Below are 23,131 nucleotides of genomic sequence, written 5' to 3'. Positions count from 1 at the left end.
CCATGCGCCTGGTGTCTTTCAATATCAACGGAATCCGCGCCCGCCTTCACCAGCTGGAGGCACTGGTCGAAAGCCACCGCCCGGCGGTGATCGGCCTTCAGGAAACCAAGGTTCAGGACAGCGAGTTTCCCGTCGAGGACGTCGAGGCCCTGGGCTATCGGGTCTTCTATCACGGCCAGAAGGGGCACTACGGGGTGGCCCTGATGTGCTGCCGCGAGCAGTTGCCGACCGAGCCCGAGGCGGTGATGCACGGCTTCCCCGATGACGAAGCGGATGCCCAGCGGCGCATGATCGGGGTGCGGCTACGCACCGCCGACGGCGAGGCCCTGAGCGTCTGGAACGGCTATTTCCCGCAGGGCGAGAGCATCGATCACCCGGTCAAGTTTCCCCACAAGCGGCGCTTCTACGAACAGCTGAATTCACTGCTGGCCAGCCACCACAGCGCCGACGAGCGGCTCGCCATCATGGGCGATTTCAATATTTCGCCGGCGGACATCGACATCGGCATCGGCGAGTCCAATCGCAAGCGCTGGCTGCGTGAAGGCAAGACCAGCTTCCAGCCGGAAGAGCGTGAGTGGTTGAGCACCCTGAAAGCCTGGGGCCTGGAGGACAGCTATCGCCGCTGCCACCCGCAGGTCGATGACCGCTTCAGCTGGTTCGATTATCGCTCCAAGGGCTTCGACCGCGACCCCAAGCGCGGCTTGCGCATCGATTACATCCTGACCACGGATTCCCTGGCTGAAAGGGTCGCGGATGCCGGCATCGACTACGAGCTGCGCGGCATGCAAAAGCCCTCCGACCACGCGCCGGTGTGGACCGAATTCAACCTGAGCTGACGCGCTCAGGTATCCGGTGACGCCTCGTCAGTGGAGCCGGCGCGGGATGGGCGGCCCGCGTCATGCTTTTCGGGCAGGCTGGCGAGCCACTCCGCGGCTTCACTGGCACCGCCCTGCCGGGCACGTCCCAGTGCGTCGCGGGCCACCTCCAGATGGCCCCACTGGGTGGCGATCTGGCCCAGCCGCAGCCAGTCCTGTGCCGCCCCGCTGCGTTCGGCGACCCTACGCCAGGCGGCCAGCGCCTGCTGCCGATCGCGCGCCGCATGCCAGGCCCGAGCCAGCATGCGGCGATGTTCGAGGCTATCCGGCAAGGTCCCCCCGGACAGCGCCTCCTCGAGGATTTCCGCGGCACGCGCCGGCGTGCCGGCGGCCAGATGCAACTTGATGCGTTGCAGCAGATCATCGGCGCCGCTGAGTACCCCCTTGCGCCACGCCGTCTCCCACAACGCCGCCGCGCGTCCCGGGTCGCCCATGCGCTGGGCCAGGCCCGCCGCGCGCCGCCAGGCATCCGGATCCTGTTGCGCGCCTGCCAGCTGACGCTCGATCACCTTGAGGGCGGCCGCCTGCCGGTCGGCCTTCTGCAGCGCCGTGGCCGCCAGCGCCAGCTGCTGTCGGGAAGGCTCGCGGCTATTATCCAGGGCACGCTGCGCCCAGTCGGCGGCATTATTCCAGTCTTCGCCCTCGGCCTCGAGCTGGGCCATCAGCCACTGGGCCTCGGCATCGGCGGCATGACGCTGCAACCAATCGGCCAGCAGGTCAGCAGCGCGCTCATGCTCGCCCAGCCGTGCTCGCAGCCCGGCCTCCTGACGCAACCAGCGATCGGCCTGATCCGGCTCGACACCGCGGATGGCACGCGCCGTGGCCAGCAGGTCGGCGGCCGCGCCTTCATCGCCCTGGCGGGCTTCGGCATTGGCTGCCAGTTGCAGGTAGAGGGCGCGCGCCCAGCGGTCCGCGGCATTGCCGCCGGCCAGCCGCTCAGCCTGACGCCTTGCCTGGCGCTCGACAGCGGCGAGCTCGCCATCGGCCAGGCTCGACTCGAGGGCTTCGAGGTCGCTGATGATGCCCCCGGGGAGTGTCGGTGCTGCCACGGCGGCGGGGGCCGACAGCCCGGCCAACAGGCCCAGCACCAGGGTCAGATTGACGGCATGACGCATGCGGCTACCTCAACTGAAAATCGAAGCGCTGTCGGGCACGGCGCGTCTGGCCGCTGGCTTCGAATTGCCAATCGGTGATCGAACGACGCGCCGCCCGATCGAAGATGCGCGGCGGGTCGGCCTCGATGACCTCGACACTGCCGGGATTGACGCTGCCATCCGGGCGGATGATGAACTGCACCACCACATGCCCCTCGATGCCACGCCGCTGGGCGCGCGAGGGGTAGGTCGGCTTGCCGCGCCGGGTGACCTTCGCCGAGCTGCCGACGTCAACCGGCTCGCTGGAGCTGGCTGACGAGGCAGCGGCACTGGCCGCGTCACTGGCTTCGGCCGAGCCGGAAGCGGCCTGAGCCGAGGATTCCGGTGTGGCCTCGGGCGACGGTTGTGAAGTCGGCTCGGGGTCCGGCTGCGGCTCGGGCTCGGGCTCCGGTTCAGGTTCAGGCTGTGGCTCGGGTTCCGGCGGCGTTTCCTGCAGCTCGGGCAGGGATTCATCCAGGGGCACATCCGGCGCTTCCATGGGCTCCAGCTCGGGCTCGGGAAGCGCGATCTCGTTGCTGACGCTGGGCGCCGGCGCCGGTTGCGGCGGCGGTGTCGCCGCGGCACTGGGCGGCGGCGGTGCACTGGCGGCCGCCGCCTGCCGGGATTGCTCTTCCACCGGGGCCTCGGCCATGCTCAGGGTCATGGCGTCCAGGCGGCGTTCGGGTTCCGCTTCGGGGGGCACCACCAGCAGCGCCAGCAGCATGAAGAGCCCCAGTGCCAGCGCCGAGCCGACGACCAGAGCAAGCGGGCGACGCAGCATCAGTCACCACTCCGTTGCGCGGCCACGGCCACCTGATCCACATCCGCCTCGCGCAGGCGATCCATGACCTCGATCAAGACCCCGGTGGTGGCGTTGCGATCCGCCTGAATGACCACCGAGCCCTCGTCACTGACCATGTCGGCCACCGTCGGCCCGACGCGATGTATGTCCACCGGCTCGCCATCGACCCACACCGCCCCTTCCGGGGTGATCGCCACCAGCACCTGGACATCGGGCCGCGGGGACGCTGCGCTGGATTCGGGACGCTCGATCTCGACCCCGCTTTCCTTGATGAAGCTGGTGGTGACGATGAAAAAGATCAGCATGATGAAGACCACGTCCAGCATGGGGGTCAGGTTGACCTCGCTGGATTCCTCCATGCTGGCGAATCGACGTCTACGCATTGGCATCCTCCGCGGCCCGGGCAAGACGGTCATGCAACCGCTGATCCTCACGCCGGATGATATGTTCCAGACGAGTGATGATGAGCAAGCCCACCACCGAGACGGCCATGCCGCTCAGGGTCGGCAATGTCGCCCTGGCCACGCCATCGGCCATCGCCCGGGCCTGATTGACGTCGCTCACCGAGAGCGAGTCGAACACCGTGATCATGCCGGTGACCGTGCCCAGCAAACCGAGCAGCGGGCAGATCACGACCAGCAGCTTGAGCCACGGCAAGGGGCCGCGCAGCGAGGCGATCAGCTCCCTGACCCAGACCTCGCGCAGGGTCAGGGCGCTCCAGCTGGCACGATCGTCGCGCTCGACCCAGTGGCGCACCAGCACCTGGCGCGCCGGCCGGTAGTGAAAGCGAAAGAACCACCAGCGCTCGAGCGCCACCGAGAACACCAGCATCGCCACCCCGGCGATGACCACCAGCACCGGGCCACCGGCCTCGACCAGCCGGAACAGGGGCTCAAGCCAGGGCATCGGCATGACGCTTGACACCCGATGTGCCCGCGGAACCGGCCTGAGCGGCCTGGTCGGCCTCGAGACGGTCGGCCAGCACGGCACTGGCACGGCCTTCCATGAGGTTGATCAGCGAGCGACTGCGACTCGACAGTGCGGTATGCGCGAAGAGCAGCGGAACGGCCGTGATCAGGCCCAGCACGGTGGTCACCAGGGCCTGGCTGATACCGCCCGCCATCAGCTGGGGATCACCGGTACCGAAGACCGTGATCGACTGGAAGGTCACGATCATGCCGGTGACCGTGCCCAGCAAGCCGAGCAGCGGCGCCACCGCCGCCAGCATCTTGACCAGTGACTGACCGCGCTCGATGCGCGGCTGCTCGGCGAGCATGGCCTCATCGAGTCGGGCTTCCAGCGCCTCCGGGGCATGTCCCGCGCCGAGCGCATGAAAACGCGACAGCACTCGTCCCAGCGGGTTGTCATCGCGCAGCGACTGCAGGTCACTCAGCTGACGCTTGAGTGTCAGCGTGACACGCAGCAGATACAGATACTGCAGCACCGCCACCAGCAGGCCGATGCCGCCCAGGGCCACGACCACATAACCCACGGCGCCGCCCTGCTGAAAACGCTCGACCAGGGTCGGCTGTTGCGCCAGGGCCTCGAGCACCTGGCCATCCCCGGGATCCACCGAGAGGCTGTTGCCCTGCCCCGACTGGAAGGCATTGAGCCGTTCACCGATCGCCTCCGGCGTATGCTCGATGACCGACAGCGCCCCGTCGTCGCCGCTTCGCTCAAGCAACTGGCCATTACTGAACGCCAGCAGATCGCCGGCACGAATCACCGGCTGCTCCTGGCGCTGACCATCCTGCCCGGCCACCGGCGCCTCGAGCCGCGTGATGCGGGCCGTCTCACGGGTCAGACCCATCAGGCTGTCGGCCAGTGTCTCGACCTGACGCGCGCGCAGCACGCCATCGTCCTCGAGGCGCGGCGGCAGGGATGCCCGGGCTCCCACGGTCAGCCAGCTCTGCCCCAGCGCATCGCGCAGCTCGCCACTGACACCGGCCACTTCATCGAAGACCGGGCCAAGGTCGCCGCCCTGCTCCTCGATACGCTCATTGAGCTGCTGCAGTTCACTCTGGCGGGACTGCTGCCGGGATTCGAGTGTCTTGCGGCGCTCACGGGCGGCTTCAAGCTCGGCGCGGGCCTGGGTCAGCGCTTCCTCGAGAGCGGCGCGGTCATTCACCAGCTCGCCGAGGCGTTGACGATCGCGGGCCTCGGCCGCCTCACGCTCGGCCTGGAAGGTCTGCAGTGGCTCCTCGCTCGACTGTGCCATGACGTGACTCGTCGGCAAGACGCTCAGGGCCGCCAGGCCCAGGACACCAAAGAGGAAATTGACGCGGCTCATGAGGCATCCTCCAGCGGTTGCGACACAGGCAGATCCAGCATCGCCGGGGCACGCTGCTCACGCACGATGCGCAGCCCCTTGCGGACTTCCGCCAGGGCCGGCTCGTCAAGGCTCCGCCACTCGCCCTGTTGCGCCTTCCAGACACCGCCCTGCTGACCGTCCGGCGTCAGGTAGTACCAGCCGACACGGCCCAGGCGCAGAAAGTCGACTTCACGCTGGCTGTCTCCCGGCAACACGCCGCGCCAGGCGTCCAGTTCACGACCATAATCGAGCTCGGCGCGCCAGGCAGCGAGGACGCGCTGCAGCTTTTCGGCACTGCTGGCATCGGCAGCCGACAGGCTGGACTCGAGGGAAGCCACTCGGGCCAGTCGCTCGTCGCGCAGGAAGGGCATGTCCTCTTCCACCCAGCGGCGCAAGCGTTCGACCATGTCGCGCATCACCCCGGGCAGGGCCTCACGGGTCTCGGCCAGGGTCTCGAAGCCGGAGCGGCGTTCTTCCAGGCTGGCCGCCAGGCGCTCCACGACCGGCGCCAGTTCCTCGTTGTAGGTCTGCAGTCGCCGGGTTTCCTGGCGCGCCTGACGCAGTTCGCGCAATTGCTCGCGAACGGCCTCATCGGCATTATCGATCTTCTGCTGCAGTTCGGCCTGGGTGCGCTGTGCCTCGAGCGCCTCATCCTGCAGTGATGACTGGGCTGATGCCGAGGCCGCCAGGCTCATGGCAAGCCCGGCAGCTCCCCAGCGAATCCATGGTGGTATGGTCTGCACGCTCGTCTCCCGAAAGGTGCGCTGAACGACCGATACGCTAAAACAAACAAGAATAATTATCAATACTCTGTTAACGAAACGCTGAATAAATCGCCGAGCATAGTGAAGCGCAAGGCGCACGGAGCACAGAAAGCGAGACATAACAAATAGTTAGGCGAGCTTTCGAGTACCGCGCACAAATTCGCCAGGAGCGAATTTGAACCGTCTTTAGACGGGCCCGCAGGGTAGCCGCCAAGGATGGCGGCTATAGCGCATCGATTTGCATGCGCAGGCATTTAAGCAGTGTTTCCTTAACGATTACGGCCCACAAAAAGGCCGGCCCCTCCACTGGGGGAAGGGCCGGCCTTGAGGGTCGTCGACGCGCCTCAAGGGCGCTTGACCGAGTCGTTACAGCTTCTGTTCCAGTTCCGGGACAACCTCGAACAGATCACCGACCAGGCCAGTGATCATCGAGAGCGCCACCTGGAAGATCCCGATCGTCCTACAGCTTCTGTTCCAGCTCCGGCACGACCTCGAACAGATCACCGACCAGACCATAGTCTGCGACCTGGAAGATCGGCGCCTCCTCGTCCTTGTTGATGGCGACGATGATGCGCGAGTCCTTCATGCCCGCCAGGTGCTGGATGGCGCCACTGATGCCCACGGCGATATACAGATCCGGCGCGACGATCTTGCCGGTCTGGCCGACCTGCATGTCGTTGTGCACGAAGCCGGCGTCCACGGCGGCACGCGAGGCCCCGATGGCGGCGCCCAGCTTGTCGGCGATGCCGTCCAGCAGCTTGAAGTTCTCGCCATTGCCCATGCCCCGGCCGCCGGATACGACCACCTTGGCGGAGCCCAGTTCCGGCCGGTCGCTCTGGGCCAGCTGTTCGCCGACGAAGGACGACAGCGCGTTGTCGACCACGGTATCCAGCGCCTCGACACTGGCGCTGCCGCCCTCGGCCACGGCGTCGAAGGCCGTGGGACGCACCGTGATGACCTTCAGCGCATCCTCGCTCTGCACGGTGGCGATGGCGTTGCCGGCGTAGACCGGACGCTTGAAGGTGTCGGCGCTGACCACGGCGATGATTTCGGAGACCTGCTGGGTATCCTTCAGCGCCGCCAGGCGCGGCAGGGCGTTCTTGCCGGTCGTCGAGCCGGCGGCCAGCACATGGCTGTAGTCATCGGCCAGCGAGACCAGCAGGTCGCCCAGGGGCTCGGCCAGTTGATGGGCGTAGACGGCATGGTCGGCGACGCGTACCCGGGCCACGCCCTCCAGGCGGGCCGCCGCCTCGGCGATGGCAGCCACGCCCTCGCCGGCCACCAGAACATCGATATCGGCGCCGCTGTGCTCGGCGATCTGGCGGGCCGCGGCGACCACATGCGCCGTGCCTTCGGCCAGATGGCCGTCATGATGTTCAGCGAGTACCAGAATGCTCATGAGATCACCTTGGCTTCGTTCTTGAGTTTATCGACCAGTTCGTCCACGGAGCCGACCGTCACGCCACCCTGACGCTCGGCCGGCGGCTCGACACTCACCAGCTTGAGCTTGCTGGCCACCTCGACGCCCAGCTCTTCCGGCGTGCGGGTATCCAGCGGCTTCTTCTTGGCCTTCATGATGTCCGGCAGCTTGGCATAGCGCGGCTCATTGAGGCGCAGATCGGTGGTGACGATGGCCGGCAGCTTGAGCGAGACGGTCTGCAGGCCGCCGTCGATCTCGCGGATGACTTCCAGGCTGTCGCCCTCGACCTTGATCGCGGAGGCGAAGGTGCCCTGCGGACGCCCGGTCAGTGCCGCCAGCATCTGCCCGGTCTGGTTGTTGTCGCTGTCGATGGCCTGCTTGCCGAGGATCATCAGGTCCGGCTGCTCTTCCTCGACTACCTTGGCCAGCGCCCTGGCCGCCCCCAGCGACTCGACCCGCTCGTCGGTCTGGACATGAATGGCGCGATCGGCGCCCAGCGCCAGGGCACTGCGCAGCTGCTCCTGGGCCGCCTTGGGACCGACACTGACGGCCACCACCTCGCTGGCCGTGCCGGCCTCCTTGAGACGCACCGCCTCTTCCACGGCGATCTCGCAGAAGGGATTCATGGCCATCTTGACGTTGGAGAGATCGACGTCGGAATGATCCGGCTTGACGCGGATCTTGACGTTATAATCGATGACGCGTTTGACCGCGACGAGTACTTTCATGTTGTCCTCGCTTGGTTCAGTCTCGGAACCGGGTAATGGCGAGGCGGACCTCGCCCGCCAGGAACGTCACGTATCGTGGTCCCTGGAACCGATCGACATACTCTTATATGTTTCAGGCAAGCGTTTATCAGGCCTGGCCACCAGCACCCGAATAATGTGCCACAGCCGGGATGACCGCCACAATCCCGACAGCTCGAGCAATTAGCCAATGGCGTCGACCATCGCAAGAAAGGCCCCTTTGGCGCTATCATGCCCAGCATGGAGCACCCCGAAAGCAAACGACCGTTTAAATTGGCATGGCGCCCAGGGTTGCCCACTGCAGGTGACCCCGTACAGGGCATCAGTCAGGAGGAGACCGGATAATGACAGAACAGCTTGAGCGCGACAGCATGGAGGTCGACGTGGTCATCGTCGGCGCAGGGCCGTCGGGCCTGGCCGCCGCCTGCCGCTTGATGCAGCAGGCCAATGAAGCCGAACAGGAACTGACCGTGTGTGTGGTCGAGAAGGGGTCGGAAGTCGGCGCACACATCCTCTCCGGTGCGGTCTTCGAGCCCCGGGCGCTGGATGAGCTCTTCCCGGACTGGGCGGAACGCGGCGCCCCGCTGACCACACCCGCCGTACGCGACGAACTCTATCTGCTCAAGGATGCCGACAAGGCCCAGAAGCTGCCCAATGCCCTGGTGCCCAAGACCATGCACAACACGGGCGATGGCACCACGCGCTATGTGATCAGCGCCGGCAATCTGTGCCGCTGGCTGGCCGAGCAGGCCGAGGAGCTGGGGGTCGAGATATTCCCCGGTTTCGCGGCCCAGGAGGCGATCGTCGAGGACGAGGTGGTCAAGGGCATCGTCGTCGGCGACATGGGCGTCGGGGCCGACGGCCAGCCGAAGGACGGGTACATGCCGGGCATGGAGCTGCGCGCCCGCTATACCCTGTTCGCCGAGGGCGCGCGCGGCCATATCGGCAAGCAGCTGATCGAGCGCTACCAGCTCGATGCCGGCAAGGACCCACAGCACTACGGCATCGGCCTCAAGGAACTCTGGGACGTGCCGGCCGAACAGCACGAACCGGGCCTGGTCCTCCACGGTTCCGGCTGGCCGCTGGACAAGCACACCCATGGCGGCTGGTTCCTCTATCACGCCGAGAACCAGCAGGTGGTGGTCGGACTGATCATGGACCTGGCCTACCAGAACCCCTGGATCTCGCCTTTCGATGAATTCCAGCGCATGAAGCATCACCCGGTGCTCAAGCCGTATCTCGAAGGCGGATCGCGCGTGGCCTACGGCGCCCGAGCCATTGCCAAGGGCGGCCTCAACTGCCTGCCCAAGATGACCTTTCCCGGCGGCCTGCTGATCGGCTGCGATGCCGGCACCCTGAACTTCGCCAAGATCAAGGGGCTGCACACGGCCATGAAATCCGGCATGGTCGCCGCCGAGAGCGTCTTCGAGGCCATCGCGGCGGCGGACGAAGACGACACGGGCGGCGCCGAACTGACCGCCTTCGAGCAGCGCTGGCAGGCCAGCTGGGCCTACAAGGAGCTCGAGGCGAGCGCCAGCTTCGGCCCGGCGATTCACAAGTACGGCACCGTCGGCGGTGGCGCCTTCAACTTCCTGGACCAGTTGACCGGCGGCAAGCTGCCCCGGGTGCATGACACCACGCCGGACCATGCTCGACTCAAGCCGGCCGCCGAGTGCGAGAAGATCGAGTATCCCAGGCCCGACGGCAAGATTTCCTTCGACAAGGCGTCGTCGGTGTTCATGTCCAACACCAACCATGAGGAAGACCAGCCCACTCATCTCAAGTTGACCGACCCCGAGTTGCCGATCCGCGACAACCTGCCCGAGTATGACGAGCCGGCCCAGCGCTACTGCCCGGCCGGCGTCTACGAGGTCGTCGAGGGGGATGATGGCCAGCCGCAGTTCCGTATCAACTTCCAGAACTGCGTTCACTGCAAGACCTGCGACATCAAGGATCCCGCCCAGAACATTACCTGGGTAGCCCCCGAGGGCGGCGGCGGCCCCAACTATCCGAACATGTAGGATGCCCGCCACCTGCAGTTGAAGGCCCATGCCGAGGGTCCCGCACGAGCGGGGCCCTTTTTCATGCCATGTTTTTCATGCCATGTGCGGTCTCTCTGTCGCCGAGGTAACGGCGCCCGCCGCGCATGACCGCCCCACGCCCCGGCGTTGTATCGCTGTCTTCGGACAGCGTGAGCTCGTGCCATGCGGCGACGTCCAGCCAGCCGCGATCGGCCAGCCAGGCAGCCAGACGCGCGGGCTCGTGTCCGCCCTCCAGTTCACCCCCCGACGCATCCACCAGCACCGGCAGACGCGTCCCGTATGACGCCATCAGGGCGTCATCGTCGGCGACCTCCACCCGTTCGAGCCGTACCTCGGCATTGGCCAGTCGGGCCAGCCAGGCCTCCAGCGCCTCGCACAGGTGACAGCCGGTTGTCGTGTACAGGGTCAGCTCGATCATCCGCCTCACGCCTCACCACTCACATCTTCCCCCTCACCACTCACATCTCACACCTCAAGATGCCGGATCAAGAAGCAGTGGTGCAGGTCCGGACGGCGCTGAAAATCAGGGTCAAAGGTCTGCGCCGAGATATCCTGAACATCGAAGCTCGCCGCCAGATCGGCATCCAGCTTGAAGCGCCGCTGGTTGTTGGAAAAGACCAGGGTTCCGCCCGACGCCAGCCTGGCCATGGCCAGCCTGACCAGGCGCCCGTGATCGCGCTGGATGTCCAGGCTCTCGGCCATCTTCTTGGAATTGGAGAACGTGGGCGGATCCAGGAAGATGACGTCGAACATGCCACCGGCGGTTTCCAGCCAGTGCAGGCAGTCATCGCGCACCACGCGGTGACGGGCGGGATCCAGCCGGTTCAGGCTGAAGTTGTCCCGCGCCCAGTCGAGATAGGTGTTGGACAGGTCGACGCTGACACTGTCACTGGCCCCGCGTCCCTGCTCCTTGCCGAGGGCCGCCTGTACCGAGGCCGCCGCGGTATAGCAGAAGAGGTTGAGGAAACGCTTGCCTTCGGCCATCTCGGCCAGCATGCGGCGTACCGGACGATGATCGAGAAACAGGCCGGTATCCAGGTAATCGCGCAGGTTCACCCACAGGCGTGCCCGGCCTTCCTGGACCTCGAAGCGTTCGCCGCTAGCCGCCTGCTTCTCGTACTGCGCCCGGCCGGACTGGCGCTGGCGACGCTTGATGACGATCCGGCCGGGATCGACCCCCAGCACCTCGGGCATCACCCCCAGCGCCTCGTGCAGACGCTTCTGGGCCTGGTCGGCATTCACCGAACGCGGCGGGGCGTATTCCTGTACGTGCACGCGATCGGCATAGATATCGATGGCCAGGGCATACTCGGGCATATCGGCATCATAGAGCCGATAGCAGCTCTCGCCGGAACGCTTCAGCCATTTCTTGAGGCGCTTGCGGTTCTTGTGCAGCCGATTGGCAAACATCTGCGCCCCTTCGCTGCGCGCCGGCCGGGCCGGTGCCGCGGACTTGTCAGGGGCCGCATCCTTGCCGGAGGCCGGAGACGACTCGGCAGCATCCGGCACCTGCATGAGCAGCAGCCGCGCATCCAGGGGGCCGTTCTTCAGCGAGTACTGCTTGTGGGCCCGCAACCCGGTACGGTGCCCCAGATCCGGATTGGCCGTGAACAGGGCCAGACGCCAGCCGGGAAATGCGTGGCGCGCCCGCTCTCCGAGCTGGCCGTAGAGTTCGACCAGCTCCGGCAGCTCGCCCAGCCGCTCGCCATAGGGCGGATTGGTCATGAGCAGGCCATGCTGCCCTTCCGGCAGCTCGGCGGGCCGCTCCAGTTCGCCGAGGGCTGCGCCTTTCAGCTCGATCAGGGCCGGGATGCCGGCGCGCATGGCGTTGGCCTTGGCGGCCTCCAGCGCGGGCGGACTGCGATCGGCGCCGAACAGCTGATTGCGGCAGCGCTTGCGCCCGATGCTGGCACGCGCCTCGGCCTCGCGCTTGAGCTCGCGCCAGCAGGCCGCGTCGTGACCGACCCAGCCCTCGAAGCCGAAGCGCTCCCGGTGCAGGTTGGGCGCCATGTCGGCGGCCATCAGGGCCGCCTCGATGAGCAGGGTCCCGGCACCACACAAGGGATCGACCAGCGCGGCTCCCTGACGCGCCATGTCCGGCCAGCCGGCGCGTATCAACAGCGCCGCGGCCAGGTTCTCCTTCAAGGGAGCATGGCCCGCCCCGCGACGATAGCCGCGTCGATGCAGGCTCTCGCCGGAGAGGTCGATACCGATGGTCAAGCGGCCGCGATGCAGCAGGGAGTAGATACGCAGGTCCGGGGCTTCGGGGTCGACCACGGGACGTGGCCGCCCTTCTGCCGCGAAGCGCTGGACGACGCCGTCCTTGACGGTCTGGGCGCCGAAGCGGGTATGCCGGATGGCATCGCTGCGGCCGTGGAAGTCCACCGCCAGGGTCGCACCGGGCCTCAGCTGGGACGCCCAGTCGATCGAGGCGCTGACGTCACGCAGTTGCTCCGGGGTCTCGACCCCTTCCTCGCGCAACAGGCAGAACACCACGCGATTGGCCAGCCGTGACCACAGGCAGGCGCGATAGGCGGCGACCAGTTCGCCCTCGAAATGCACCCCGGCCACCGTGGTCTTGACGGGCGTCGCCCCCAGAGCGCTCAGTTCATCACTCAGCAGGCCTTCGAGCCCCTTGGGACAGGTGGCCAGAAAGGAAGCGGCCTTGGCAGATTGTCTTTCAGTCATGGGTCGTCCATCGACGTGGCCGAACATCCGGCCGGTTCATGTCAGGATAATGTAGGCTTGATGACAAATTTCGGTCGACAGATTCGGCCTCTTTGGTCTATCAATAAATGAGTAGCTCCCCATTGGAACTGCTCGATTTTTCAACCTTGACGTTCTTGTTCCCGAGCCACGCACCCATCGACATCCATCACGGGCGCGAATTCAGGCTCTTTACACGGGTACGGTGACGCTCCCGCGGAGGACAGCCACCGCACCCAAACGGCACCTTCACCATGAGGTAGACCTATGAAACGACAAAAACGTGATCGCTTCCAGCGGGCTTACGTGCATGGCTACAAGGCGGGAGTCTCGGGACGGTCCCGCGATGACTGCCCGAGCCAGGACATCGATCTGCGCGAATACTGGATGAGCGGTTGGCGTGAGGGTCGCGGGGACCAGTGGTCCGGCCTGACGGGAGTGTCCGGCATCCACAAGAACCCCATGGTGGTCTGAACCGGACCATCGCCTCGTCAGACATGATGACGACCCGTCGAGCCCATGACAATGTCATGGGCTTTTTGCTGCCTGCAGGGCCCGCGCACACTCGCCGACCAGGCCCGGCCCCCGATAGATGAAACCCGAGTAAAGCTGGACCAGATCCGCGCCCGCCCGGCGCTTGGCCACAGCCGCCTCACCAGAGTCGATGCCCCCCACGCCGATGATCGGCATCTCCGGCAAGCGATGACGCAAGGCCCGGATGATGGCGTTCGAGGGCTCGAATACCGGCCGTCCGGACAGCCCACCGGCCTCGTCGGCAGCGGGCAGGCCGGCCACGGCCTCTCTCGACAGTGTGGTGTTGGTGGCAATGACGGCATCGATGTCATTGGCCTGGAGGCAATGCGCCAGGGTGTCGACCTCGGCCTCACTCATGTCGGGGGCAATCTTCACCGCCAGGGGCACCCGCCTGCCGGCGGCGCGATCCAGTGCCACGACCTCATCACGCAGGGCCCCGAGCAGGCGATCCAGCTGCTCGCCGAACTGGAGGTCGCGCAGTCCCGGCGTATTGGGCGAGGACACGTTGACCGTAATGTAGTCGGCATGGCCATGCACCCGGCGCAGACAATGCAGGTAGTCGTCCACGGCCTGCTCGACCGGGGTGGTCAGGTTCTTGCCGATGTTGATACCCAGCACACCGGCAAAGCGCGCGCGTCGGACGCGTTCCACCAGGTGGTCCACCCCGGCATTGTTGAAGCCCATGCGATTGATGATGGCGCCCTGCTGCGGCAGGCGGAACAGGCGCGGCTGCGGATTGCCGCTCTGGGCCCTGGGCGTCACCGTGCCCACCTCGACGCAACCGAAGCCCAGCGCCCCCAGGGCCTCCAGGTGATCGGCGTTCTTGTCGAGCCCGGCGGCCAGCCCGACCCGATTGGGAAATTCCAGGCCCATCAGGGCCACGGGATCCGACACCGGCGTGCCCCCCAGGTGCCGCGCCAGCCCGGCTCGATGGGCCATGTCCAAAGAGGAAAGTGCCAGTCCGTGGGCTTTTTCCGCCTCGAGACGGAACAGCAACGAGCGAGCAAGCGAGTACATGACAACTCCTGACAAGGGGCGAACGAGACGGGCGCGCAGTATAGCGCAGCCACCCCGCCGGAACGAACCCGCCGGGCCAGCCACGCCATGAGACTGCCACGTCATCGCCCTTTTATGGTCTACTGGGAGGATCGGGCGGGCCGGACTCGCCCTCTAGATGATGCGCCTCCAGGGAGATGGACATGACCGATACGACCGAGACACTGGAAAGCCGCCTGTCGCGCATCCACCTGGCGCTGGAGCAGGAACGACTGGAATGGGTCGATGACGTCATCGCCGACCTGGAACCGGCCGAGGTCGCCCTGCTGCTCGAGTCCCTGCCGCCCAATGAGCGCATTCGCCTCTGGGAGCGCGTCCCCCAGGCCGTGGACGGCGAAGTGCTGCTGCATGTCCATGATGAGGTGCGCACCACCCTGCTCGAGGACATGGACCACGAGGAAATCGTGGCGGCCACCGCCGGACTGGATACCAGCGACCTGGCCGAACTCTTCGAGGACCTGCCGCGTCAGGTCGCCGAGGACATGCTGCGCTCCATGGACGAACTGCAGCGCGCGCGACTCAAGGAGACCCTGGCCTTCGAGGAGGACAGCGTCGGCCGCCTGATGCGTACCGACACCATTGCCGTGCGTGCCGACGTCAGCCTGGAGACCGTGCAGCGCTTCCTGCGCTGGAAGGAAGACATCCCCGACAACACCGATGCCCTGATGGTCGTCGACCGTAACGGTCACTTCGTCGGGGTGCTGTCGCTTGCCCGCCTGGTCGCCAATGACCCGGAGATGGCCGTGGCCGACCTCATGGACCCGGATGTGGACAGCATTCAGGGCAGCATGAAATCGCGCGACGTGGCCACCCTCTTCCAGACTCACGACCTGGTCTCGGCGCCCGTGGTCAACCAGCGGGGCATCCTGCTGGGCCGTATCGTCATCGATGACATCGTCGACGTCATCCGCGAGGACTCCGAGCAGGCCCTGATGAACATGGCCGGCCTCGACGAGGAAGAGGATCTCTTCGCCCCGGTGCTGCCCAGTGCCAAACGGCGTGCCGTGTGGCTCGGCATCAACCTGCTGACTGCCTTCCTGGCTGCCTGGGTCATCGGGCTGTTCGAGGATGCGCTGGACAAGGTGGTCGCCCTGGCCGTGCTGATGCCGATCGTCGCCAGCATGGGGGGCATCGCCGGCAGCCAGACGCTGACCCTGGCGATCCGCGGCCTGGCCCTGGGTCAGATCAGCCGTACCAACAGTAACTGGCTGCTGCGCAAGGAGGTCGGCATCTCCGCCCTCAACGGCGTGTTGTGGGCCATGGTGGTGGCCCTGCTGGCCGTGCTGTGGTTCGGCAACCTGGCCATCGGCGCGATCATCGCCGCCGCCCTGGTCATCAACATGCTGGCGGCGGGGGTCGCGGGCATCGTCATCCCGCTGGTCCTCAAGCGCATGGGGATCGACCCGGCGCTTTCCGGCTCGGTGGTGCTGACCACGGTGACCGACGTGGTGGGCTTCATGTCCTTTCTGGGGCTGGCAACGCTGTTCCTGCTGTAAGGCAGGGACACGCTACCCTAGCGACCCACCAACCCGACCGACACACAGCAGGGGCGCCATTGCGGCGCCCCTGCTGTCGTTTTCAGCCGATATATGCCAGGCCTAGTCTTCGCTGTTGCTATCGGCCAGATCCACCAGCTCGCGGACGGCCACGGCAAACAGCGGGAAGCCGCCCTGGCTGCCACCGCCGACCTCATCGAGCAGATGCCGCCAGCGATCATGCATGGCCTCATGCTGGCCCAGCCACAGACTGACGCGTTCGGCACTGTCGCGCGGTCCGCCCTGCATGCCCAGCACGCTGGCGGTCAGTGCCAGCTGCTGACGATCGATGTCGTCGCGGAAGGTATCCCGGGCCTTGGCCTGCCAGCTGTCGCGCACCTCGAGCTGCGTCACCTGCTGAATGATCCAGGGCAGCTGGAGACGAGCACCGACCTCGTAGAAGACCTCGGCCACGCGCTGTGGCTTCTCGTCGGTCTGGCGGGCCGTCAGGATGATGCCGAGGGCACTGTACAGGCTGGCCGAGGCGGCGACGCTGGAGGCCAGGGCCTCCGGCACACCGGCCTGGGTCAGCTCCTTGCGGCGGGCCGACCAGTGCTCCTGTTCCTCGCCGCGCAGGCGCTTGCCGATGTTGTCCTGCAGCTGCGTCAGGCGCGGTGCGAAGTAGTCGATGGTGTCGCGGGTGTTCATGCCCATGCGCTGCCGCAGGAACCAGCGCGTGGAACGCCGGATCAGGCGCATCAGGTCGAGCATCATCGAGTACTGCACCTGGGTCGAGACCTGGTTGTCGAGCGCCTCGATCTGCTCCCAGAGACGCGACAGCTGGAAGCTGTCACGGGCAATGACGTAGGCCCGGGCGATGTCCGCACGGCTGGCCCCGGTGGAGTCCATCAGGCGACGCACGAAGACGATGCCCATGTAGTCCACCAGGTCGTTGGCCACCTGGGTGGCGACGATCTCGCGCTTCAGGCGATGCTCGTACATCTCGTCGTGATAGCGCTCGTTGAGCACATTCGGAAAGGCACGCTCGACGAAGCGGATGATGGTCGGGTCATCCGGCACATCCGAGGCGATCAGGTCGCCCTTGAGCACGCTCTTGGCATAGGAGATCAGTACCGACAACTCGGGCAGCGTCATGCCCTGGTTGTTCTGGGCCCGTTCCTGGAGGGCCTCGTCCGAGGGCAGGAACTCCAGCTCGCGGTCGATCTGCCCGGCCGCTTCCAGCTCGCTGATGAAGCGACGGAAAGGCCCCAGCCCCTGGCGCGAGAGAATCTCGGCCAGATCCAGCGCCTGGGTCTGGCGATAGTTGCTGTGCAGCACCAGCTCACCGACCTCATCGGTCATCTCGGCCAGCAACTGGTTGCGCTGCTTGCCGGTCATGTCGCCCCGCGTCACCACCTCGTCGATGAGGATCTTGATGTTGACCTCATGGTCCGAGCAGTTCACGCCGCCGGCATTGTCGATGAAGTCGGTATTGACGCGCACGCCGCGGGCGGCGGCTTCCATGCGACCGAGCTGCGTCAGGCCGAGGTTGCCGCCCTCGCCGACGACGCGGCAGTTGAGCTCGCTGCCATTGATGCGCAGGGCATCATTGGCCTTGTCGCCGACATCGGCGTCGCTCTCCTCGGAGCCCTTGACATAGGTGCCGATACCGCCGTTCCAGAACAGGTCGACCCTGGCGACGAGCATGGCGTGGATCAGGTCATTGGGCGACAGCTTGTCGGCCGAGATGCCGAAGGCCTTCTTCATCTGCGGCGTGATGGTGATCGACTTGGCGCTGCGCGAGAAGATGCCGCCACCCTCGGAGATCAGCTCGGCATTGTAGTCTTCCCAGCTGGAGCGCGGCTGATTGAAGAGACGCTGGCGCTCGGCAAAGCTCGCCGCGGCATCCGGGGTCGGGTCGACGAAGATGTGCAGGTGGTTGAAGGCCCCCAGCAGACGGATCTTGTCGGACAGCAGCATACCGTTGCCGAAGACATCGCCGGCCATGTCACCGACGCCCACCACGGTGAATTCATCTTCCTGGGTGTTGATCCCCAGGCCACGGAAGTGGCGCTTAACCGACTCCCAGGCGCCCTTGGCGGTGATCGCCATGCCCTTGTGGTCATAGCCGTTGGCGCCACCGGAGGCGAAGGCATCGCTCAGCCAATGGCCGTACTCGATGGAAATCTCGTTGGCGATATCCGAGAAGGTCGCGGTGCCTTTGTCTGCGGCCACGACCAGATAGGGGTCGTTGTCATCATGGCGCACCACATCGCGCGGCGGCACGACTTCGCCGTCCACCAGGTTGTCGGTGACATCCAGCAGGGCGCGGATGAAGATCTGATAACAGGCGATCCCTTCCTGCTGAGTGGTCTCGCGGTCGGCGCCCTCCGGCATGCGTTTGCAGACGAAGCCGCCCTTGGCGCCCATTGGCACGATGACCGCGTTCTTGACCTGCTGAGCCTTGACCAGTCCCAGCACTTCGGTGCGGAAGTCTTCCTGGCGATCCGACCAGCGCAGGCCGCCCCGCGAGACCTTGCCACCACGCAGATGAACGCCCTCGACCCGCGGCGAGCCGACGAAGATCTCATAGGCCGGACGCGGCTTGGGCATGCCCGAGACACGCGATGGTTCCAGCTTGAAGGCCAGGTAGTCCTTGAAATCGCCGGCGCTATCGCGCTGATAGTAGTTGGTGCGCAGCGTGGCCTTGATCAGTTCCATGTACCGACGCAGCAGTTGATCATCATTGAGGCTCGGCACCTCATCGAGCAGCGCCTGGATACGGGCTTCACAGTCGTCCGTGTCACCCTGGTCGGGGCGTTCGAAGGGGTCGAAGCGCAGTTCGAACAGGCTGACCAGCTCGCGGGTGATTTCCGGGTAGTTGCCCAGGGTGGTGGCAATGTAGGCCTGGGACATGCCGAAGCGAATCTGCTTCAGGTAGCGCGCATAGGCCCGCAGCATGGCGACTTCGCGCCAGTCGAGGTTGGCCCCGATGATCAGCCGGTTGAAGGGATCGTTGTCTGCGGCACCGGCCCAGATACGCTGGAAGGCCTCGATGAAGGGCGCCCGCATTTCCTGCAGGTTCATCTCGACGCTGGTGTGATGCTCCAGGGTGAAGTCATGAATCCAGTAGTCACCATCGGTGGCCTGGACTTCATAGGGGCGCTCGCCGAGGACCCGCAGCCCCAGGTTCTCCATCATCGGCAGGACATCGGACAGCGGAATGGCTGCATCACGATGAAACAGCTTGAGGTTGACGCCACTGCCCTCTTCCTCGATCAGCCGGTAGAGCGACAGGGCCAGGGGCGCGCCGTCATCGAGCTCACCGATGTGCTGCAGGTCATAGACAGCGGTGCGCGCCGAGAAATCCTCGCGATAACTCGCCGGGAAGGCATCGCGGAAGCGGCCCATCAGCTGGTTGGCGTTTTCCTCGCCGAAGCCTTCGATGGCCGCGTTGTGGAGATCATCGCGCCAGTTGCGCGCCAGCTTGACCAGCTTCTCCTCGATGCGCTTGATGTCGTAATCGCTCGGCGTGTCGCCGTTGAAGCGCAGGATGAACTGGATGCGTGCCAGCACCGACTCGGACAGATAGGTATTGAAGTCGCCGAAGCTGGCATCCAGCTCTTCGCACAGCAGCGCCTGGAGACGCACGCGCAACTCGGTGGAGAAAACATCCCGCGGCACGAACACCAGGCATGAATAGAACTTGCCGAAGGTGTCCTCGCGGATGAACAGCCGCACGCGGCGACGCTCGCGAATGTCGAGAATACCCAGGGCCGTCTGGGCCAGCTCGTCGGTATCGATCTGGAAGAGGTCGTCGCGCGGATAAACCTCCAGAATCTGCAGTAGCTGCTTGCCGTTGTGGCCCTTGGAGCTGAAGCCGGCGATGTCCATCACCGCCTGCAGCTTGCGGCGCAGGATCGGCACATTGCGCGGCGATTCGTTGTAGACGGTGGCGGTGAACATGCCCAGCAGGCGTCGCTCGCCGATTACCCGGCCCTGCTCGTCGTAACGATCGATGGAGATGTAATCCGGGTAGGTCGGCCGGTGAATCCGCGAATGATGCGCACTCTTGGCGAAGGACATGAGTTGCGGTACCGGCACATACTGGTCGTCCTCGACCCCCAGGTCGGTACGAATCCGCTCCTGATAGCGGGGATTGTCGAGGCGGAACACCCCGAGCTCGCTGTTCTCGACCTTGTCGAGACGCTGCCGCCCCTGGTCTTCGATGACTTCGTATTCGTCATAGCCTAGGAAGGTGAAATTGTCTTCCAGCACCCAGTTGAGGAACTCGATCGCCTCGCGATGATCCTGCGGATCGATCCGCGACGGGCGCGTCGCTTCCAGCTCGGCGATGGCTGCCCGCACCTGATCGCGCATGGAGTCGAAGTCGCCGACGGCGGTGCGCACTTCGCGCAGGACTTCCTGCAGGCTGTGCTCGATGGCCTCGAGGTCGGCCGGATTCGAGTGGCGATCGACCTCGATGGCAATCAGCGATTCGCGGCTGTCTGACGCGCCGGCTTGCTCCGGGTTGACGACCCGCGTCAGGCGATGCTCGTCATCCCGCCCGGCGGCCATGACCGCATTGTGGATGGCGTGAATCGTCATGCCACGCCGATTCAGCTCGACCCGCACCGAGTCGACGAGAAACGGCATGTCTTCATGCAGCACGGCGATGAAGGTATGCGTCGACTGCCAGCCATGCTCCTCGAAGTCCGGGTTGAGCACCTTGACCTTGGGCGCATCATGATCGAACTGCTGGATGAAGTGCCAGACCGAGAGCGTCGCGCCATAGAGATCGTCCATGCGCCGGTCGGCCAGGTCCTCCAGGGGCACCGCCGCATAGAAGAGGTGAGCAAAGTCATCGACCGCATCGGCCTTGTCCTTGTCCAGGCGGGCTTCCAAGCGTTCCTTGAGCTGCTTGAGAAGATCCTGCCGGGTCTCCTCCTGTGTGACGTGTTGCATCAATCACCTCGACTGCCAGAGGCCACCGTCGGCGGCCGAAAAAACATTAGTCGCTGGGAGCAGCGCGCTCCACGGACCCCCGAGATTACGCCAAACGTCGCATTCTCCCCAGTCGCATGCCTGCTTGCTCATGATGCATGTCGGTTGCGCATCCCGCTTGACAAGCACTCGCCCTTGTCGGTCCGAGCAGCAATGTCAGCCGCCCGGCGCGATCCGGACCACCAACGGCGTCAAGCCCGCCGTTCCAGCAGTACCCCGCATTCGCAATGGTCGGTCCAGGGAAACTGGTCGAACAGGGCGACGCGGCTCAGGTCATGCGTCTGTACCAGTATCTGCAGGTTCTGCGCCAACGTATCCGGGTTGCATGAAATATAGACGATACGCTCGTACTCGCTGAGTTGATAACAGCTCTGTGCATCCAACCCGGCCCGGGGCGGGTCCACCAGGACCGTCGAGAAGTCGTATTCATGCAGGGCCCAGGACTCGACGCGCCGGCCGCCCTTCTCGCCCTTCAGGGCCTGGGAGAACTCCTCGGCTGACATGCGCCCTACCGTGACGTTGTCGATGCCGTTGGCCTGCAGGTTTTCCCGGGCACTGGCCACCGAGGTGCGCGAGATTTCCGTGGCCATCACGCGGCGAAAGTTGCCGGCCAGCGCCACCGTAAAATTGGCGTTGCCACAATACAACTCCACGAGATCACGGTCCTGGCTGCCTGCGGTGACCTCCTGGGCCCAGCCCAGCATGGCACGACAGATCTCGGCATTGGGCTGCGTGAAGCTGTTCTCGATCTGCTGATAATGCAGGTGGCGCCCGTTGACCTCCAAGCATTCCCAGACATGATCCCGGGTCAGCACCCGACGCTGCTTGCGGGCCCGGCCGATGATCATGATGCCCAGCCGCGACTCGAGTTCCCGGGCCGCCTCGTCCCAGTCTTCATCGAGCTGGCGATGATAGATCAGGGTGACCAGTGCTTCGCCGTCCAGGGTCGTCAGGAACTCGACCTGAAACAGGCGATGACGCAGCAACGGCCGGTCGCGTATGGCCTCGATCAGGCGCGGCATCAGCTCATTGATGCGACGACCGGCCACCGGGTACTGATCCAGCCGCACGACACGCTTCTTGCCGGGCTCCTCGGGATCCGCCTCGAACATGGCGTAGTAGAGATCATCGCCGTCATGCCAGAGGCGAAACTCGCAGCGCTGGCGATAATGACTGGGCGGCGAGGCATGGACCTCCAGGGGCGGCGGCGAAAAGGCAGCGAAGGTCTCGATGATATGGTCGCGCTTGGCGTTGAGCTGTTGCGCATAGCGCGGAGGATCGACAACGGGAATGGCCACGGCGGCTCCTGGGATCGAATGGTCGGATGGTGGAAAGTCGGGCAACACGGCCTGGCCCCGGGTGGCCCCGGCCCATCAGGGCAGGGACAGGGTCTGCGTTTGCTCAAAGCCGAAGCGGCGCAGGCCATGCTGCAGCGCGGCGGAGGGGGCCGTCACCCAGGCGACCTCGCCCCCCGTCCGGGCGGCGTGACGCGACATGACCTGGCCGGCACGCCGGGCGATGGCATCACCAGAATCGACCCAACGCAGTGGACGCGGCGCGGCATCGGTCAGCGCCTGCCTGAGCAGCGGAAAATGGGTACAGCCGAGGACCATGGTGTCCAGCTTCGGCGTGTCGCTCAGCACGGCCAGGCTGTTCCGCAGTACCTCGGCGTCGAACTGCCCTTCCATGACCCAGCGCTCCGCCTCGGCTACCAGCGGGTCGGCCGCGATGCGGGTTACCCGGCAGTCGCCGGCGAATTGCTCGATCAGGCGCAGGGTATAGGGTCGCGCCACGGTCGCGCTGGTCGCCAGCAGACCGATATGGCGTGTCTCGCTCATGCCGGCGGCGGGCTTGATCGCCGGTACCGTCCCCACCACCGGCACGGCGAGATGCTCGCGCAATGCGTCCAGCGCCAGGGTGCTGGCCGTGTTGCAGGCCACGACGAGTCCGGCACAGCCACTGGCCTCGACCGCTGCCTGGCAGACCCGGAGAATGCGCTCCACCAGCCAGCTATCATCGCGCACCCCGTAGGGCAGCATGGCATTGTCGCAGGCATAGGCCAGACCGGCATCGGGAAGTTGTCGACGCAACGACTCGACGACCGACAGCCCGCCCACACCGGAGTCGAATACCAGTATGGGCCCCGCGCCCGGCCCGACACCACTGCGCCCCGGTTCCTGATGAGCCGGGGACACAGTGGCGGGTCGAGATCGCTGGGGTGAGTGAGGGGAAGATGGCATCGCGGCTCCTGATCGGCTGCGAT

Annotated in this window: 18 protein-coding genes; 4 read left to right on the top strand and 14 right to left on the bottom strand. The window is 65.6% G+C overall.

Annotation, left to right across the window (positions count from 1 at the left end; genetic code table 11):
- Window positions 1-2: 2 nt before the first annotated feature.
- Window positions 3-836 (top strand): exodeoxyribonuclease III, encoded by an 834-nt coding sequence (gene xthA, locus QWY79_RS12685; RefSeq protein WP_290273259.1) that lies wholly within the window; start codon window positions 3-5, stop codon window positions 834-836.
- A 5-nt stretch (window positions 837-841) separates the two neighbouring features.
- Here xthA and QWY79_RS12680 read toward each other — a convergent pair whose 3' ends face one another.
- The 8 genes from QWY79_RS12680 to QWY79_RS12645 form a co-directional block, all read right to left on the bottom strand.
- Complete coding sequence (locus QWY79_RS12680) at window positions 842-1,990, bottom strand: tetratricopeptide repeat protein (protein ID WP_290273257.1); 1,149 nt, start codon at window positions 1,988-1,990, stop codon at window positions 842-844.
- 4 nt (window positions 1,991-1,994) lie between these two features.
- Window positions 1,995-2,789: an energy transducer TonB gene (locus tag QWY79_RS12675; RefSeq protein ID WP_290273255.1), complete on the bottom strand. Its 795-nt coding sequence runs from the start codon at window positions 2,787-2,789 to the stop codon at window positions 1,995-1,997.
- Window positions 2,789-3,193 (bottom strand): ExbD/TolR family protein, encoded by a 405-nt coding sequence (locus QWY79_RS12670; protein WP_290273253.1) that lies wholly within the window; start codon window positions 3,191-3,193, stop codon window positions 2,789-2,791. The genes QWY79_RS12675 and QWY79_RS12670 overlap by 1 nt, the downstream gene beginning before the upstream one ends.
- Window positions 3,186-3,722 (bottom strand): MotA/TolQ/ExbB proton channel family protein, encoded by a 537-nt coding sequence (locus QWY79_RS12665; protein ID WP_290273251.1) that lies wholly within the window; start codon window positions 3,720-3,722, stop codon window positions 3,186-3,188. The genes QWY79_RS12670 and QWY79_RS12665 overlap by 8 nt, the downstream gene beginning before the upstream one ends.
- Window positions 3,703-5,100, bottom strand: coding sequence for a MotA/TolQ/ExbB proton channel family protein (locus tag QWY79_RS12660; RefSeq protein ID WP_290273250.1), 1,398 nt, complete (start codon window positions 5,098-5,100; stop codon window positions 3,703-3,705). The genes QWY79_RS12665 and QWY79_RS12660 overlap by 20 nt, the downstream gene beginning before the upstream one ends.
- Window positions 5,097-5,864: a DUF3450 domain-containing protein gene (locus QWY79_RS12655; protein ID WP_353960373.1), complete on the bottom strand. Its 768-nt coding sequence runs from the start codon at window positions 5,862-5,864 to the stop codon at window positions 5,097-5,099. The genes QWY79_RS12660 and QWY79_RS12655 overlap by 4 nt, the downstream gene beginning before the upstream one ends.
- A 481-nt stretch (window positions 5,865-6,345) precedes the next feature.
- Entirely contained in the window at window positions 6,346-7,284 is a 939-nt protein-coding gene (locus QWY79_RS12650) for an electron transfer flavoprotein subunit alpha/FixB family protein (RefSeq protein ID WP_290273249.1), read from the bottom strand.
- Window positions 7,281-8,033: an electron transfer flavoprotein subunit beta/FixA family protein gene (locus QWY79_RS12645; RefSeq protein WP_290273247.1), complete on the bottom strand. Its 753-nt coding sequence runs from the start codon at window positions 8,031-8,033 to the stop codon at window positions 7,281-7,283. The genes QWY79_RS12650 and QWY79_RS12645 overlap by 4 nt, the downstream gene beginning before the upstream one ends.
- Window positions 8,034-8,395: 362 nt before the next feature.
- Between QWY79_RS12645 and QWY79_RS12640 the strand changes: the two genes are divergently transcribed.
- On the top strand, window positions 8,396-10,072 hold the full coding sequence (locus tag QWY79_RS12640) for an electron transfer flavoprotein-ubiquinone oxidoreductase (protein ID WP_290273245.1): 1,677 nt from the start codon (window positions 8,396-8,398) through the stop codon (window positions 10,070-10,072).
- Window positions 10,073-10,133: 61 nt separating this feature from the next.
- Here QWY79_RS12640 and QWY79_RS12635 read toward each other — a convergent pair whose 3' ends face one another.
- Both QWY79_RS12635 and rlmKL read right to left on the bottom strand, forming a co-directional pair.
- Window positions 10,134-10,511 (bottom strand): glutaredoxin family protein, encoded by a 378-nt coding sequence (locus QWY79_RS12635; RefSeq protein ID WP_290273242.1) that lies wholly within the window; start codon window positions 10,509-10,511, stop codon window positions 10,134-10,136.
- Window positions 10,512-10,558: 47 nt separating this feature from the next.
- Window positions 10,559-12,781 (bottom strand): bifunctional 23S rRNA (guanine(2069)-N(7))-methyltransferase RlmK/23S rRNA (guanine(2445)-N(2))-methyltransferase RlmL, encoded by a 2,223-nt coding sequence (gene rlmKL, locus QWY79_RS12630; protein ID WP_290273240.1) that lies wholly within the window; start codon window positions 12,779-12,781, stop codon window positions 10,559-10,561.
- A 285-nt stretch (window positions 12,782-13,066) separates the two neighbouring features.
- Here rlmKL and rmf point away from each other — a divergent pair, with 285 nt between their 5' ends.
- A complete protein-coding gene (gene rmf, locus QWY79_RS12625) occupies window positions 13,067-13,273 on the top strand; it encodes a ribosome modulation factor (RefSeq protein ID WP_290273239.1) in 207 nt (68 codons plus the stop codon).
- Window positions 13,274-13,327: 54 nt separating this feature from the next.
- On the opposite strand, the gene QWY79_RS12620 is transcribed toward rmf, so the two are convergent.
- A complete protein-coding gene (locus QWY79_RS12620; protein WP_290273237.1) occupies window positions 13,328-14,350 on the bottom strand; it encodes a quinone-dependent dihydroorotate dehydrogenase in 1,023 nt (340 codons plus the stop codon).
- Between the two features lie 182 nt (window positions 14,351-14,532).
- On the opposite strand from QWY79_RS12620, the gene mgtE reads away from it, so the two are divergent.
- Window positions 14,533-15,885, top strand: coding sequence for a magnesium transporter (gene mgtE, locus QWY79_RS12615; protein WP_290273235.1), 1,353 nt, complete (start codon window positions 14,533-14,535; stop codon window positions 15,883-15,885).
- 102 nt (window positions 15,886-15,987) lie between these two features.
- Here mgtE and QWY79_RS12610 read toward each other — a convergent pair whose 3' ends face one another.
- From QWY79_RS12610 to murI, 3 genes are all read right to left on the bottom strand, one after another.
- Window positions 15,988-20,829: an NAD-glutamate dehydrogenase gene (locus QWY79_RS12610; RefSeq protein ID WP_290273233.1), complete on the bottom strand. Its 4,842-nt coding sequence runs from the start codon at window positions 20,827-20,829 to the stop codon at window positions 15,988-15,990.
- Window positions 20,830-21,059: 230 nt separating this feature from the next.
- Window positions 21,060-22,166 (bottom strand): tRNA (uridine(54)-C5)-methyltransferase TrmA, encoded by a 1,107-nt coding sequence (gene trmA, locus QWY79_RS12605; RefSeq protein WP_290273231.1) that lies wholly within the window; start codon window positions 22,164-22,166, stop codon window positions 21,060-21,062.
- 75 nt (window positions 22,167-22,241) lie between these two features.
- Window positions 22,242-23,108, bottom strand: a complete 867-nt coding sequence (gene murI, locus QWY79_RS12600) for a glutamate racemase (protein ID WP_290273230.1) — start codon at window positions 23,106-23,108, stop codon at window positions 22,242-22,244.
- Window positions 23,109-23,131 lie beyond the last annotated feature (23 nt).

The sequence above is a fragment of the Halomonas sabkhae genome (assembly GCF_030409265.1).
Taxonomy (GTDB): Bacteria; Pseudomonadota; Gammaproteobacteria; order Pseudomonadales; family Halomonadaceae; genus Halomonas; species Halomonas halmophila.
Note: the sequence above shows the minus strand (reverse complement) of the source record. Positions and strands in the feature narration are given on the sequence as shown.

Excerpts from the sequence above, each read along its gene's own strand:
- xthA (WP_290273259.1), top strand. The coding sequence starts at position 3 with ATGCGCCTGGTGTCTTTCAATATCAACGGAATCCGCGCCCGCCTTCAC.
- QWY79_RS12680 (WP_290273257.1), bottom strand. The coding sequence starts at position 1,990 with ATGCGTCATGCCGTCAATCTGACCCTGGTGCTGGGCCTGTTGGCCGGG.
- QWY79_RS12675 (WP_290273255.1), bottom strand. The coding sequence starts at position 2,789 with ATGCTGCGTCGCCCGCTTGCTCTGGTCGTCGGCTCGGCGCTGGCACTG.
- QWY79_RS12670 (WP_290273253.1), bottom strand. The coding sequence starts at position 3,193 with ATGCGTAGACGTCGATTCGCCAGCATGGAGGAATCCAGCGAGGTCAAC.
- QWY79_RS12665 (WP_290273251.1), bottom strand. The coding sequence starts at position 3,722 with ATGCCGATGCCCTGGCTTGAGCCCCTGTTCCGGCTGGTCGAGGCCGGT.
- QWY79_RS12660 (WP_290273250.1), bottom strand. The coding sequence starts at position 5,100 with ATGAGCCGCGTCAATTTCCTCTTTGGTGTCCTGGGCCTGGCGGCCCTG.
- QWY79_RS12650 (WP_290273249.1), bottom strand. The coding sequence starts at position 7,284 with ATGAGCATTCTGGTACTCGCTGAACATCATGACGGCCATCTGGCCGAA.
- QWY79_RS12645 (WP_290273247.1), bottom strand. The coding sequence starts at position 8,033 with ATGAAAGTACTCGTCGCGGTCAAACGCGTCATCGATTATAACGTCAAG.
- QWY79_RS12640 (WP_290273245.1), top strand. The coding sequence starts at position 8,396 with ATGACAGAACAGCTTGAGCGCGACAGCATGGAGGTCGACGTGGTCATC.
- QWY79_RS12635 (WP_290273242.1), bottom strand. The coding sequence starts at position 10,511 with ATGATCGAGCTGACCCTGTACACGACAACCGGCTGTCACCTGTGCGAG.
- rlmKL (WP_290273240.1), bottom strand. The coding sequence starts at position 12,781 with ATGACTGAAAGACAATCTGCCAAGGCCGCTTCCTTTCTGGCCACCTGT.
- rmf (WP_290273239.1), top strand. The coding sequence starts at position 13,067 with ATGAAACGACAAAAACGTGATCGCTTCCAGCGGGCTTACGTGCATGGC.
- QWY79_RS12620 (WP_290273237.1), bottom strand. The coding sequence starts at position 14,350 with ATGTACTCGCTTGCTCGCTCGTTGCTGTTCCGTCTCGAGGCGGAAAAA.
- mgtE (WP_290273235.1), top strand. The coding sequence starts at position 14,533 with ATGACCGATACGACCGAGACACTGGAAAGCCGCCTGTCGCGCATCCAC.
- QWY79_RS12610 (WP_290273233.1), bottom strand. The coding sequence starts at position 20,829 with ATGCAACACGTCACACAGGAGGAGACCCGGCAGGATCTTCTCAAGCAG.
- murI (WP_290273230.1), bottom strand. The coding sequence starts at position 23,108 with ATGCCATCTTCCCCTCACTCACCCCAGCGATCTCGACCCGCCACTGTG.